15 protein-coding genes are annotated in these 12,611 nt (G+C 69.9%); 6 read left to right on the top strand and 9 right to left on the bottom strand.

All coding sequences use genetic code 11. From position 1 onward, the window contains the following. Window positions 1–55: 55 nt before the first annotated feature. Genes E5P2_RS17265 through folE form a run of 4 tightly spaced genes read left to right on the top strand, consistent with a single transcriptional unit; the run spans window position 56 to window position 2,527 of the window. Window positions 56–769, top strand: a complete 714-nt coding sequence (locus E5P2_RS17265; protein ID WP_162568340.1) for an RNA polymerase sigma factor — start codon at window positions 56–58, stop codon at window positions 767–769. A 32-nt stretch (window positions 770–801) separates the two neighbouring features. Next, window positions 802–1,371 carry a ferritin-like domain-containing protein gene (locus E5P2_RS17270; protein WP_162568341.1) on the top strand — a complete coding sequence of 190 codons (570 nt, stop codon included), beginning with the start codon at window positions 802–804 and terminating at the stop codon, window positions 1,369–1,371. 14 nt (window positions 1,372–1,385) lie between these two features. Continuing rightward, window positions 1,386–1,778, top strand: a complete 393-nt coding sequence (locus E5P2_RS17275) for a c-type cytochrome (RefSeq protein WP_443083557.1) — start codon at window positions 1,386–1,388, stop codon at window positions 1,776–1,778. 8 nt (window positions 1,779–1,786) lie between these two features. Continuing rightward, window positions 1,787–2,527, top strand: coding sequence for a GTP cyclohydrolase I (folE, locus tag E5P2_RS17280; RefSeq protein WP_162568342.1), 741 nt, complete (start codon window positions 1,787–1,789; stop codon window positions 2,525–2,527). 32 nt (window positions 2,528–2,559) lie between these two features. Here the strand turns inward: folE and E5P2_RS17285 are convergent, their stop codons facing one another. The 4 genes from E5P2_RS17285 to E5P2_RS17300 form a co-directional block, all read right to left on the bottom strand. Continuing rightward, window positions 2,560–3,264: an SDR family oxidoreductase gene (locus E5P2_RS17285; protein WP_162568343.1), complete on the bottom strand. Its 705-nt coding sequence runs from the start codon at window positions 3,262–3,264 to the stop codon at window positions 2,560–2,562. 25 nt (window positions 3,265–3,289) lie between these two features. Continuing rightward, entirely contained in the window at window positions 3,290–4,741 is a 1,452-nt protein-coding gene (locus E5P2_RS17290) for an MATE family efflux transporter (RefSeq protein WP_232080732.1), read from the bottom strand. 10 nt (window positions 4,742–4,751) lie between these two features. Beyond that, complete coding sequence (locus tag E5P2_RS17295) at window positions 4,752–6,065, bottom strand: MFS transporter (RefSeq protein ID WP_162568344.1); 1,314 nt, start codon at window positions 6,063–6,065, stop codon at window positions 4,752–4,754. 67 nt (window positions 6,066–6,132) lie between these two features. Continuing rightward, a complete protein-coding gene (locus E5P2_RS17300; protein WP_162568345.1) occupies window positions 6,133–6,588 on the bottom strand; it encodes a MarR family winged helix-turn-helix transcriptional regulator in 456 nt (151 codons plus the stop codon). A 102-nt stretch (window positions 6,589–6,690) separates the two neighbouring features. Here E5P2_RS17300 and E5P2_RS17305 point away from each other — a divergent pair, with 102 nt between their 5' ends. Both E5P2_RS17305 and gloA read left to right on the top strand, forming a co-directional pair. After that, window positions 6,691–7,185, top strand: a complete 495-nt coding sequence (locus E5P2_RS17305) for a PaaI family thioesterase (RefSeq protein ID WP_162570535.1) — start codon at window positions 6,691–6,693, stop codon at window positions 7,183–7,185. 39 nt (window positions 7,186–7,224) lie between these two features. Next, window positions 7,225–7,635 carry a lactoylglutathione lyase gene (gene gloA, locus E5P2_RS17310; RefSeq protein WP_232077099.1) on the top strand — a complete coding sequence of 137 codons (411 nt, stop codon included), beginning with the start codon at window positions 7,225–7,227 and terminating at the stop codon, window positions 7,633–7,635. A gap of 28 nt (window positions 7,636–7,663) precedes the next feature. Here gloA and E5P2_RS17315 read toward each other — a convergent pair whose 3' ends face one another. The 5 genes from E5P2_RS17315 to E5P2_RS17335 are packed head-to-tail and all read right to left on the bottom strand — an operon-like array spanning window position 7,664 to window position 12,520. Next, on the bottom strand, window positions 7,664–8,692 hold the full coding sequence (locus tag E5P2_RS17315) for a DUF2272 domain-containing protein (protein ID WP_162568347.1): 1,029 nt from the start codon (window positions 8,690–8,692) through the stop codon (window positions 7,664–7,666). A gap of 31 nt (window positions 8,693–8,723) precedes the next feature. Then, entirely contained in the window at window positions 8,724–9,446 is a 723-nt protein-coding gene (locus E5P2_RS17320) for a haloacid dehalogenase type II (protein ID WP_162568348.1), read from the bottom strand. A gap of 13 nt (window positions 9,447–9,459) precedes the next feature. Next, window positions 9,460–10,101, bottom strand: coding sequence for a bifunctional 4-hydroxy-2-oxoglutarate aldolase/2-dehydro-3-deoxy-phosphogluconate aldolase (gene eda, locus E5P2_RS17325; protein ID WP_162568349.1), 642 nt, complete (start codon window positions 10,099–10,101; stop codon window positions 9,460–9,462). After that, window positions 10,092–11,930, bottom strand: a complete 1,839-nt coding sequence (gene edd / locus E5P2_RS17330) for a phosphogluconate dehydratase (RefSeq protein ID WP_162568350.1) — start codon at window positions 11,928–11,930, stop codon at window positions 10,092–10,094. Before edd ends, eda begins: the two co-directional genes overlap by 10 nt. Window positions 11,931–11,977: 47 nt before the next feature. Next, window positions 11,978–12,520: an OmpA family protein gene (locus E5P2_RS17335; RefSeq protein WP_162568351.1), complete on the bottom strand. Its 543-nt coding sequence runs from the start codon at window positions 12,518–12,520 to the stop codon at window positions 11,978–11,980. Between the last annotated feature and the right edge of the window lie 91 nt (window positions 12,521–12,611).

Genomic DNA, 12,611 nt, shown 5'->3' on the forward strand with positions numbered 1-12,611 from the left:
CGGGAAATAACTGAAACGCAGCGAACGGGCGCGCCATCTAATAGCGAAACAAGCCATGCACAACGCCGCCCCCCAACCCACCACCGCCGATCCGGGCAATGCCTCGGACCTCGAACTCGCGCGCCGCGCTGCCGGCGGCGACACGCCGGCCTTCGAGTGCATCATGCGGCGCCACAACCAGCTGCTGTTCCGCACCGCGCGCAGCATTCTCAAGACCGACGAGGAGACCGAGGACGCGCTGCAGGACGCCTACCTGAGCGCCTGGCGCGCGATCGGCAGCTTCCGCGAGGACGCGCGGCTTTCGACCTGGCTGGCGCGCATCGTCATCAACGAATCGCTCGGGCGCCTGCGCCGCCGCGGCGCGCAGGTGATCCCGCTCGACACCGCCATCGATTCGAGCGGCGAATCCGCCGAGTCCTCGATCGCCGACGACCCCGACCGCCAACCGGAGCGACTCGCCATGCGCGAAGAAATTCGCCAGCTGATGGAGCGCCGCATCGACCGGCTGCCCGACATGTACCGCACCGTGTTCATGCTGCGCGCGGTCCAGGAGATGAGCGTCACCGAAACCGCCATCGCGCTGGAATTGCCCGAAGCCACCGTGCGCACCCGCTTCTTCCGCGCCCGCAGCCTGCTGCGCGAAGGCCTGTCGCGCGACTTCGACCTCGCGGTCGGGGACGCATTCTCTTTCGACGGCGCGCGCTGCGATCGCATCGTGGCGCGCGTGCTGGCGACGCTTTCCGCCGAGCGGGGATCCCCCCGCCCCTGATGCCCTTTATTTCACCCACGAGGAAAACAACCATGTCCTTCTTTCAAATGCCCACGCCCGTCGCCGCGCGACGCCTGTTCCTCGGCAAGTCCGGGCTCGTGCTGTCGGGCGCCGCGGTCGCGCTGCTGGCCGGCAACGAGGCGCTGGCGGCCAAGGCCGGCGGCGGCAGCGCCCATGACGTGCAGATCCTCAACACCGCGCTCGGTGCGGAGCTCGAGGCCATCGCGGCCTACCAGCTCGGCGCCGAAAGCAAGCTGCTCGAAAAGCCGGTGCTCGACCTCGCGGTGACCTTCCAGGGCCACCACAAGGAACATGCCGACCTGCTTGCCAAGACGGTCGCCAAGCTCGGCGGCAAGGCGGTCATCGCCAAGGCCGACTATCACTTCCCGGCCGACCAGCTGAAGTCGCAGGCCGACGTGCTGCGCTTCGCGGCCAAGCTCGAACAGGGTGCCGTGAGCGCCTACCTGGGCGCCGTGCCGTTGTTCGGCAACCGCGACCTTGCCAAGGCCGCGGCCAGCATCCTCGGCGACGAAGCCATGCATTGGGCGGTGCTGCGCCAGGCCCTCGGCGAAGCGCCGGTTCCTTCGGCCTTCATGTCGTGAAGTTGCATGGGGTGTTGACGGCCAGCGTGCTGGCCGTGTGCGTCGCTGCGCCCGCGTTTGCACTCGGGCCGGCCGACGCGGTGCGCGGCGAGCAGGTGTATGCGCGCTGCCAGGCCTGCCATGCGCTGGCCGTCGACCGGGTCGGGCCGCATCACTGCGGCCTGTTCGGACGGCTGGCCGGCAGCGTGCCCGGCTTTGCCTATTCGCCGGCCATGAAGAACTCGCACATCGTGTGGAACGACAAGACGCTCGACAGATTCCTCGCCAAGCCGCTGGCCATGGTGCCCGGCACGGCGATGACCTACGACGGCGTGCCGGACCCGCAGGAACGCGCCGACCTGATCGCCTACCTCAAGCATGCCAACGACACGCCGGAATGCGCGGCATTCTCGTCGGCCAAACACTGATCGCTCCCATGCTTCGAACCGCTGATTTCCCCGGCCCTGTCTTTCGCGACGAAGCGCCCGCGACGGCCGCACCAAGCGTGTCGGAGCGCATTCGCGCGCGCCTGCTGCAGGCCGGCCAGCGCCACCATGCCAACGACAACATCTCGGAATGGATCCGCGAGGGCGAGCTCGACGAACTGCAGGCCGAGGTGCGCGACCGGATGCAGGCGGTCCTCGACGCGCTCGTGATCGATGCGGCGAACGACCACAACACGAACGGCACGGCCGAGCGCGTGGCGCGCATGTTCGTGACCGAGGTGTTCCGCGGCCGCTATGTGCCGATGCCGGCGGTCACCGAATTTCCGAACACCTCGCGCCTGAACCAGCTGATGGTGGTCGGCCCGATCTCGGTGCGCAGCGCCTGCTCGCACCACCTGTGCCCGATCATGGGCAAGGTCTGGATCGGCATCCTGCCCAACGAGCACTCCAACCTGATCGGCCTCTCGAAGCACGCCCGCATCTGCGACTGGATCCTGAGCCGCCCGCAGATCCAGGAAGAGGCGGTGATGATGCTGGCCGACGAACTGGAGCGCCGCGTGAAGCCCGACGGCCTCGCACTGGTGATGAGCTCGGACCACTTCTGCATGCGCTGGCGCGGCGTGAAGGACCCCGAGGCCTCGATGACCAACAGCGTGATGCGCGGCGCCTTCCTGAACGATGCGGCGCTGCGGCGGGAATTTCTTTCGCTGTTGAGCGGCCGGGACGACTGAACGCATTCGCGCTGCGCGGGCCCTCCCCTGCGTCAGCGTGCCTGCGTGTAAGCCGGCGGTTCGGCCACCAGTCCCTGCTTGACGTGGCGCGTGGTCGCATCGGCCAGCACCTCGACCTGCCCGGCCTCGACCGCGGCCAGCGTCAGCTTCGCCACCGCGTCGGGCGAGGCCTTGTCGCCGGTGATGCCGCGCGTCATGTCGGTGTCCATGAAGGCCACGTGCAGGCTGGTGACCAGCGTGCCCAGCCCGCGCAGCTCGTTGCGCAGGCCGTTGCTCAGCGACCAGGTGGCCGACTTCGATGCGCTGTAGGTCGCGGCCGTCGGCAGGCTGAGCCAGCTCAGCGCCGACAGCACGTTGACGATGGCGCCGCCGCCATGAACCGCCAGCACCGGCGCGAACGCACGGCTCATGGCCCAGGTGCCGAAGAAGTTGGTTTCGAACTCGGCGCGCGCGGCCTCGAAGGCGTCCGGCGATCCGAGGAAGGTCGCGCCGCGCGAGATGCCCGCGTTGTTGACGAGCAGCGTGACATCGCCGCAGGCACGCGCCGCCGCAGCCACCTGTTCGGGCTGCGTGACGTCGAGCGCGACCGGCGTCACGCCTTCGAGCGTGACCGACTTCGGATCCCGCGCCGCCGCGTAGACCTTCCTCGCGCCGGCTGCCAGCGCCGCGCGCGCGAACGAGAGACCGAGGCCGCGGTTGGCGCCGGTGATGAAGACGACGGAGTCCTGGATTTTCATGAGGGTCTTTCGATGAGAGGAGAAATCAGGACGCAGGCTGCAGCCGCTGCAGCAGGCCGCGCGGGGTGCGCGGCCAGCCGACCCGGCCGAACCATGCGCCGCCGGCGATCGCCGAGGCGATGACGACGCCATACACCCCCAGCGCCAGACCTTGCGCGACGAACACGTGCACGAGTTCGCCGCCCCAGCGCAGCGCCAGCCAGCCGCCCAGCGCGGCGGCAGCGAGCCGGGCCAGGTTGCCGAGCACCGGCCACAACAGCCGGCCCGCGCCCTGCGAGGCGAAATACAGCACCAGCCCGATGCCGAAGAAACCGTAGAACGGCCCGACGGTACGCAGGTACTGCGTGCCGGCATCGAGCATCGCCGCGTCGCTGCCGAACAGATGCAGCCAGGGCTGCGGGAACAGCGCGGCCGCGAGCCCGATGGTCTCGGTCAGCACGAAGGCCAGCGCCGTGCCGGCCCAGGTGGCGCGCAGCGCGCGCTCGTGCTGCCCCGCGCCCATGCAGGTGCCGACCATCGCGACCAGCGGCGCGCCGAGGCCGAACACCAGCGGCACCATCAGGTATTCGAGCCGCGCCGCGGTGCCGTAGCCGGCGATCGCGTTGGGACCGAAGTGGCCCGCGAGCGCGGTCGCGATGCCGATCGAGACATTGGTGGCCAGGGTCGACACCGCGCCCACCAGCCCGACCTGGAGGATGTCGCGGAACAGCGGCCACCGGAATCGCGCGCCGGACCACGCCGGCCTGAGCAGGCTGCGGCGCGAGCGCAGGTAGAGCCACAGCGCGATCGTGCCGCCCAGGTAGTAGATCAGCAGTGCCACCGCGCCGCCCGCGATGCCCAGGCCCGGCACCGGCCCCCAGCCGAAGATCAGCAGCGGCGACAGCGGAATCAGCAGCACCACGCCGGCCACCGTCACGTTGGCCGGCACCGACATGTTGCCGGTGCCTCGGATCACCGCCGCCAGCGAATTGAAGAGCCAGACCAGCACCGCGCCGGCGAACACCACGTTCGAGTAGGTCACGGCCGCGGCGAGCGATGCGCCGGTGCCGCCCATCGATGCATAGAGCCAGCGTCCGCCGACCAGCAGCGCAAGCATGAACAGGAGCCCGAAGCCGAACGCGATCGCGATCGCATGCAGCACCAGCGCATCCGCATCGTCGCGGCGGCGTGCGCCGAGCGCGCGCGCGATCGACGAGGCGATGCCGCCGCCCATGGCACCGGCCGAGGTCATCTGCATCAGCATCACGATCGGGAACACCAGCGCCATGCCGGCCAGCGCATCGATGCCGAGCTTGCCGACGTAGAAGGTCTCGATCAGGCCGACCGATGCCTGCGCCACCATCACCAGGATGTTGGGTGCGGCCAGCCGCAGCAGCGTGGCGACGATCGGCGCCTCGAGCAGGCGCTGCGTGCGCGGATCGATGGCCGCGGCCGCGCCGATCGGGGAAGAGGCCGTGGCGGCCATCGCGGTGCGCATGCCGGCGACCTCAGGCGCGCGCGGCGGCCGGCGGAATGACCGGCGAGGCCGGCTTGGCGGGACGGCGGATCGCCATCACCAGCAGCGAAGCGACCAGGCAGGCGCCGCCGGCCGCGTAGAGCGCGGGCGTGTAAGTCAGCAGCAGCGTGCGCGCGAAGCCGGCGCCGTAGGCCGCGACCGCGGCGCCCAGCTGGTGCGCCGCGAAGATCCAGCCGAACACCAGCCCCACCTTCTGCGGCCCGAAGGCCGCGCCCGCGAGCTTGACGGTCGGCGGCACGGTGGCGATCCAGTCGAGCCCGTAGAACATCGCGAACAGGCCCAGGCCGTAGATGGTGAATTGCGAATGCGGCAGCCAGAACAGCGACAAGCCGCGCAGGCCGTAGTACCAGAAGAGCAGTTTGCGGTTGTCGTAGCGGTCCGAGAGCCAGCCCGACAGGATGGTGCCGACGAAGTCGAAGGCGCCCATCATCGCCAGCACCGATGCGGCCGGCACGGCGCCCAGGCCGTTGTCGCCGCACAGCGAGATGAAATGCGTCTGCACCAGCCCGTTGGTGCTGAGGCCGCAGATGAAGAAGGTGCCGGCGAGGATCCAGAAGGTGCGGTTGGAGAACACTTCGCGCAGCACCACGAAGGGTGTGCGGAAGGTCATCGCCGCCGGCGCGGCCACCGGTGCCGCGGGTTGCAGGCCGGGCTTTTCGCCGAAGGGCAGCAGGCCGATATCCGAAGGCCGGTTGCGCATGAAACACAGCGCCAGCGTGGCGATCAGCACGCAGCCGACGAAGATCGGCACGATCGCCGAGCGCCAACCCCAGTGCTCGATCATCCAGGCCGCGAACGGCAGGAAGGCCAGCTGCCCGGTGGCCGAGCTGGCGGTGAGCATGCCGATCACGAGGCCGCGGCGCGCGGTGAACCAGCGGTTGGCCACGACCGCGCCGAGCACCAGCGCGGTCATGCCGGTGCCGAGACCGAGCATCAGGCTCCAGAGGATGAAGAGCTGCCACAGCTGCGACGCGACCGTGACCAGCGCCATGCCGAAGCCGACCAGCGCCAGCCCGGTGCAGATCACCGCGCGCAGGCCGTAGCGTTCCATCAGCACGGCGGCGAACGGCCCCATCAGGCCGAACAGCGCGAAGCGCAGCGCCAGCGCCGACGAGATCTGCTCGGTGCTCCAGCCGAATTCCTTGCCGAGCGGCTGCAGCATCGCGCCGGGCAGGCCGAGCGCAGCCGACATCGTCAGCATGGTCAGGAAGGTGATGGCGGCAATGATCCAGCCGTAGTGAATGCCGCGGCGTTGCAGCCAGGCCGAGAAAGAGGTCGCGAACATGGGACTTCCGTGTGGGGGCGTGGGAGTGGGAGGATCGGGGAACGGGATGAAAGGCCGGCGGTGCGCGCTATCCGGCGTGCTCGCCCGCCGCATCGGCGCCGAGCAGCGGCAGGACATCGTCGATCAACGCATGCAGCGCGGCCACGCGCTCGATGCCGAGCTGCGCATTGAGCTTGTGCTGCGCCACCTTCCAGTGACGCTGGGCCTCGCGGCGCTTCGCCGCGCCGGCCTCGGTGATCTGCACCAGCCGGCTGCGGCCGTCGGCACCGGCACCGAGCGCCACCCAGCCGGCCGCGACCAGCGGCTGCAGGTTGCGGCTCAATGTCGAAGCCGTCATGTTCATTGCGGCGGCCAGCTCCACCGGCCGCATCGGACCGAGGTTCATGACGTTGGACAGCAGCGAATACTGCGTGGTCCGCAGGCCGCACTGCGCCACCTCGACGTCATACATCTGGCTGATGCGCCGCATGAGCTGGCGCACCTTGAAGCTGGTGCAGCCCTGGACCTTGACCTCGGTGTTCATGGATTATGATTGTACCTGCAACTATTGCATATGCAACTCTAAGGAGATTCCGTGACGCAGAACAATGCATTGGAGAACTGGCTCGCCGAGGAGCGCGAGGTCATGGCGCGGCTCGACGCCGGCCCGGGCCCCGGCGTGGCGCGGCCCGAACAGATCGCCGGCAAGACCGGCCTGGAAATGATGGAAGCGATGCTGCGCGGCGACATCCCCTACGCCGCGATCGCCAAGACGCTGGACTTCACGCTGATGTCGGTCGCGCCGGGGCGCGCCGTGTTCCAGGGCGCGCCGCTCGCGCAGCACCTGAATCCGCTCGGTACGATCCACGGCGGCTGGTTCGCCACCCTGCTCGACTCGGCACTGGGCTGCGCGGTCCACACCATGATGCCGCCGGGCCGCGGCTACACCACGGCCGAGCTCGGCGTGAACCTGGTCAAGGCGCTCACGCCCAAGGTGCCGCGCGTGCGCGCCGAGGGCAAGGTGATCCACTGCGGCCGGCAACTCGCGACCGCCGAGGCGCGGCTGGTCGGCGCCGATGGCACGCTGTATGCGCACGCCACCACCACCTGCCTGGTGTTCGAGATGGCGTCGCGCGGCTGACGCGCGACAATGCGCGCAGCAGAACCACAGGCCCCTTCGATGCGACTCCTCCACACCATGCTGCGCGTTGGCGATCTCCAGCGCTCGATCGACTTCTACACCGGCGTGCTCGGCATGCAATTGCTGCGCCGCTCGGAAAACCCAGAATACAAATACAGCCTCGCCTTCGTCGGCTACGAAGGCAATCCGGCCCAGGCCGAGATCGAGCTGACCTACAACTGGGGCACCGACAGCTACGAACTCGGCACGGCCTACGGCCACATCGCGCTCGGCGTGCCCGATGCCCATGCGGCCTGCGAGAAGATCAAGGCCGCCGGCGGCCTTGTCACGCGCGAGGCCGGGCCGGTCAAGGGCGGCACCACCGTCATTGCCTTCGTGACGGATCCGGACGGCTACAAGATCGAATTGATCCAGCGCGCAGAGACCGCGGCCGGCGGCGGACTGCGCTGAGCCGCCCTTCTCCGTCGTCTCAGTCTTCTCAGCGCCACTGCAGCAGCAGCGACCAGGGCTGGCGGCTCATGTGGCGATCGATGCAGCCGGGCGCGCCCACGGTGCAGCCCGAGGACAGATAGCTCGGGTCCAGCAGCCTCGTGCCCGGCGCGAAGTCGAGCCGGCGCCGGGTGACCGACTGCAGCACATTGCCGCCGATGGTGTCGAAGCCTGTGGCATCGACGGCCACGACGGCGTCGCAATGCATCGGCAACGCGCTGCCGCCGGTAGGGCGCGTGGCCAGCACCTCGCCGATCTTGTCGAAGCTGTCGAGCCCGGCCTCGGCACCGCGTGCCTGGCACACCAGATCGCCGACGCGCGGCGGCGTGCGCGTGATGTCGCAGGCGCGCATCGCATAGCGCGTGGGCCGGCCGGCCGCTTCGTCGGCGCCGGCCTGCCATGCGGCGCCGGCGTAGTCGACATGCGCCTCTGAAAAAACGAACTCGTCCGCGCCGAGCCCGGCCTGCCGCGCGAGCCAGCTGATGAAAGCGGCGGACCAGGGCGTGTCGATCACTGCGACGCGGTCGAGTGCGGTTTGCACGGCACGCAACTCGTTCGATTCGAGGCCCTGGTCGGGGCCCACGCCGAGGCCTTGCAGATGCGCAGCCGTGGCCTGATTCAGCGCCTGCTTCAGCAGCTGGCGATCGGCCGGCCGCAGCGCACCGAAGCGCACCAGCGAAGGCAGGCGGCCGTCCTCCGGATCGACGGCCTGCCAGTAGCCGAGCACGCGTTGCCATGGCGCCGGGCCGCGCCAACGGGTGCGCACGTCCTCGGCTTCCGAGTTGCCGGATGTGGTGAGCCGGCCTTCGGCGTCCATCGTCTGGCTGCCGAAGGCGATGTGTTCGCGTTGCGCGGCCGCGGCGAGTGCGAGGGCGCGCGGGGACGGCGCGATCCAGGCGGCGGTGTCGAGGCAGACCGATGCGGCCGAAGCGCCGCATGCTGGCACCAGCCAGAGTGCGACAGCCGCCACGGCGATGCGTGCCCACGGTGTCGGACTGAAAGCCTCGATGAATGGCATGACGGCGCAGGCAGCGGCCGCGCTCCGGCCTTCAGCAGCCGAGCAAATCCGCGAGGCCGCCGATATCCCGCGCATGCAGCGTGTTCTCCGCCCGCGGCGACACATCCTTCAGCTTCGACCCGAACTCGTACGGCCGCTCGATGTAGCCGGTGCGCAGCCCGCACACGCGGGCCGCCGCGAGGTCGTCATGGTGCGCGGCCGCCAGCATGACCTGGCTCGGCGTCACGTCGAACACCGCGGCCACGCCGAGGTAGGTGCGCGGATCGGGCTTGTAGGCCTTGAAGACCTCGGCCGACAGCACGCAGTCCCACGGCAGGCCGGCGCGCTTGGCCATGTCGGTCAACAGGCCGATGTTGCCGTTGGACAGCGTGCAGATGATGTACTTGCGCTTGAGCCGCGCAAGCCCCTCGACCGCGTCCGGCCACGCGGGCAGCCGGTGCCAGGCCTTGTTGAGATCGCGCTTCTTCGCCGCGTCGAGGTCGGTCACGCCGAAGTCCTCGAGCACGGTCCCGAGGATGCCCATGTGCAGTTCGTCGATCAGCGTGAAGCCGCCCTCGCCGGCCGCGAGGCGCTCCATCACGCCCTGCATCGCCGGCTGATAGCCCGCGCGCCAGGCCAGCGCGAAGGCGGCGCCGTCGATGCCGGGCAAGGCACGCTCGACCTCGGCCCGGATGCCGCCATACCAGTCGACCACGGTGCCGAAGACGTCGAAGGCGATGACCTTCAGTTCGCTGCCGTCGAAATCCGCGCTCATCGCACCGCCCTCTTCATCGCGCCAGCTTGCTCGCCTCGCGTGCGAGCGCCTCGATGCGCGCCCAGTCGCCGGCGGCAATCGCATCGGTCGGCACGATCCACGAGCCGCCCACGCAGGCGACGTTGGACAGTGCCAGGAATTCGAGCGCATTGCCGGCGTGAACGCCGCCCGTGGGGCAGAACTTCACGTCGCCGAACGGCCCCTGCCAGGCCTTGAGCATCGCCAGGCCGCCGGCCTGCACGGCGGGAAAGAACTTGAGCTCGGTAAGGCCGTCCTCCTGCGCCATCATGATCTCGCTGCCGGTGGCGACCCCGGGCAGCAGCGGCAGCCCGAGGTCATGGCAGGCGCGGCCGACGGCGCGCGTGTAGCCCGGGCTGACGCCGAACTTCGCACCCGCCAGTGCCGAGGCCTGGGCATCGGCGGCGCTGCGGATGGTGCCCGCACCGGCGACGGCCTCGGGCACTTCCTTGGCGATGATCTCGATGCATTCGAGCGCCTCGCGCGTGCGCAGCGTGACCTCGAGCATGCGGATGCCGCCGGCCACCAGCGCGCGCGCCAGCGGCACCGCGTCCTTGACGTCGTGCAGCACGATCACCGGAATCACCGGCGCGTCATGCATCACGTCGAGGGCGGTCAATCGATCGTTCACAGCCATGTGCAGGCTCCTTCTTCAGCGGTCAATGCATTGCGGCGCATGCCGGCGAACAGGTCGCGGCCGAGGCCGAATCCGTTGGCGGCGCGCAGCGCGTCGGGCAGCGCGGCGGGTTCGCGCGCGTCCCATTCGTCCTGCGGCAGCAGCACGGTCAAGGTGCCGGCCACCGCATCGAGGCGGATCAGATCGCCGTCGCGCACCTTGGCGAGCGGGCCGCCGGCCGCGGCCTCGGGCGAGACGTGGATCGCCGCCGGCACGCGGCCCGAGGCGCCGCTCATGCGGCCGTCCGTGACCAGGGCCACGCGGAAGCCCTTGCCCTGCAGCACCGACAGCGGCGGCGTGAGCTTGTGCAGCTCGGGCATGCCGTTGGCCCGCGGGCCCTGCCAGCGCACCACGCAGACCACATCGCGCTCGAGCTCGCCGGCGGTGAAGGCATGCTGCAGCGCGGCCTGCGAATCGAACACGCGCGCCGGCGCCTCGATCACGTGGCGATCGTCCGGCACGGAGGAGACCTTGATCACGCTGCGACCCAGGTTGCCGCTCAGCAGCTTGAGGCCGCCGGTGGCGCTGAAGGGCTGCGACGCCGGGCGCGCGACCGCATCGTTCTTCGATGGCGCGGCCGCATGCCATGTCAACGGCGCGCCCTGCGATGGATCGCCGGCCAGCACGGGAACGTTCGCGAACTCGCCGATGCCGCCGGCGCGCACCGTGAGCACGTCGCCATGCATCAGCCCGGCGCCGAGCAGCTCGCCGATCACGAAGCCCGGCCCGCCGGCGGCCTGGAATTCGTTGACGTCGGCGCTGCCGTTGGGATAGACCCGCGTGAGCAGAGGCACCACGTCCGACAGCTCGGAGAAATCGTTCCAGTCGATCAGGATGCCCGCGGCGCGCGCGACCGCAACCCAGTGGATCAGGTGGTTGGTCGAGCCGCCCGTCGCGAGCAGCGCGGCCATCGCGTTGACGATGACGCGCTCATCCACCATCTCGCCGATCGGCGGCACGGTGTATGCCGCTTCGCAGGCCCGACCCAGCACCGTGCGCACGGCCTCGCGCGTGAGTTCGTCGCGCATCGCATCGCCGGGCTGGATGAAGGCCGTGCCCGGCACATGCAGCCCCATCGCTTCGAGCAGCATCTGGTTGCTGTTGGCGGTGCCGTAGAAGGTGCAGGTGCCCTGCGTGTGATAGGCCTGCATCTCGGCATCGAGCAGGCCCTGCCGGCCCACCAGGCCTTGCGCGGCCTGCTCGCGCACCTTGGACTTGGCGCTGTTCGACATGCCCGAAGGCATCGGCCCGGCCGGCACGAACACGGTCGGCAGATGGCCGAAATGCAGCGCGCCGATCAGGAGGCCCGGCACGATCTTGTCGCACACGCCCAGAAGCAGCGCGGCATCGAACATGTCGTGCGTGAGCGCGACCGCGGTGCTCATGGCGATCACGTCGCGGCTGAACAGGCTCAGCTCCATGCCGGGCGTGCCCTGGGTCACGCCGTCGCACATCGCCGGCACGCCGCCGGCCACCTGCGCGGTGGCGCCGAGGCGGCGCGCTTCGTGCTTGACGATGTCGGGATAGCCCTGGTACGGCGCATGGGCCGACAGCATGTCGTTGTAGGCGGTGACGATGCCGATATTGGGCGCGCGCTCGCTCACCACCCTGAACTTGTCATTGGCCGGGATGCCGGCCACGGCATGCGCCACGTTGGCGCAGCCCATGCGGTCGGAGCCGCGGTCGCGGTCGCGGGTCTCGGCCAGCCGTTGCAGATAGGCCGTGCGCAGCGCGCGGCTGCGCACGCGAATGCGCTCGGTGACAGCGCGGAGGACGGGATGCATGTTCATGGGGTGCGTCGCTTTGCGGTGGCTGCGGGCCGACCCTGCATTCGGAACTAGTCGACCAGCCTGACCTCGACCCGGCGCGCCTGGGCGTCGTTGCCCGAGCCCGCGGTGACGGCCGGCTTCTTGAGCTCGATCTTGTCGGCCGGCACGCCCAGGCCGGTGAGCACGTCGCGCACCGTGTCGGCGCGCTTCCTGGCGAGCTGCTCGTTGAGCGCGGCGTCGCCGGTGGTGTCATGGAAGCCCGACACCTCTGCCTTGCGGCCGGCCTCGACGCCCTTGATCACCGCAGCCAGCGCCTCGGCCGCACCGGGCGCCAGGTCGGCGCTCGCGCTGGCGAAGTAGAAGTTCACGACGCCGCCGTCGACGCGGATGCTCGCGCCGTCGGGGATCACGACGGTCACGGTCTCGGTCACCTCGGCCACGGTGCTGGTGGCGGGCGCCGCGGCGGCGGCCACCGCCGGGACCGGCCCGTGCGGCGCGTGGGCGCGGTGGTAGAGCACGATGCCGACCACGAAGAAGATCACGAACGCGATCAGCCCGAGCAGGAAGGCGAGGACGAAGTTTTGCTGGCTGTCGTCGGCGGTCGATGGCATCGGTCGATCTCCGTAGGTAAGGGGTCGGTAAATAATGGTGCGGTGAACCATGACCGCCAAATTGTAGGCGTCGCCCCTTCGGGTCCGGGCG

Source organism: Variovorax sp. SRS16, assembly GCF_901827165.1.
GTDB lineage: Bacteria > Pseudomonadota > Gammaproteobacteria > Burkholderiales > Burkholderiaceae_C > Variovorax.